The sequence below is a fragment of the Ruegeria sp. SCP10 genome (assembly GCF_040329495.1).
In the GTDB taxonomy this organism is placed as follows: Bacteria; Pseudomonadota; Alphaproteobacteria; order Rhodobacterales; family Rhodobacteraceae; genus Ruegeria.
Map to the genome: position 1 here is coordinate 1 of NZ_JBDZYF010000069.1, position 840 is coordinate 840.

Genomic DNA, 840 nt, shown 5'->3' on the forward strand with positions numbered 1-840 from the left:
CCCTGGGGTCAGGACCCATTGATTTCTATCGCGCGGCATGATTCAGGGCTCAAAAACGAGCGGTGAACATGTCTGATCTTTTCTGGCTGACGGATGCGCAGATGTCGCGTCTTGAGCCCTTCTTTCCAAAGTCCCATGGCAAACCCCGTGCCGATGATCGGCGTGTGTTTAGTGGGATTATCTTCATCAATCGCAATGGGTTGCGATGGCGCGATGCGCCTGCAGCCTATGGCCCACACAAGACGCTGTACAACCGCTGGAAGCGGTGGAGCGATAAGGCGTCTTCACCCGGATGATGGTCGGCCTCGCCGCTGAGCATAGAGAAGAGAAGACGGTCATGATTGACGCCACCTATCTGAAAGCCCACCGCACAGCGTCCAGTTTGGCCGTAAAAAGGGGGCGCGCGGTCGCCTGATCGGGCGCACCAAGGGAGGCATGAACACCAAGCTGCATGCCATCTGCGACAGCAGGGGGCGCCCGCTGAACCTGTTCATCACGGCCGGGCAGGTCAGCGATTACATCGGGGCACGGGCTTTGCTCAGCAGCTTGCCGAACGTCGATTGGCTGCTCGGGGATCGCGGCTACGACGCCGATTGATCCAGAGAAGCGGTAAAAGACAAAGGGATACGCGCCTGCATCCCTGGCAGGAAACAGCGGAACAAAAGAGGTGAAGCACGACAAACGCTGCTACAAACGGCGAAACCGGATCGAGATCATGTTCGGCAGATTGAAGGACTGGCGGCACATCGCAACCCGATACGACAGATGCCCCAAGGTCTTCCTGTCGGCCATCGCACTCGCAGCACTCGTCACTTAATGGCTATGAGGCAGGAACCTAGG

1 pseudogene is annotated in these 840 nt (G+C 58.1%); it reads left to right on the plus strand.

Going from position 1 to position 840, the window contains the following annotated elements:
* The first annotated feature begins 68 nt into the window (after positions 1 to 68).
* Positions 69 to 817, plus strand: a pseudogene (locus ABLN87_RS22300) (IS5 family transposase).
* Positions 818 to 840 lie beyond the last annotated feature (23 nt).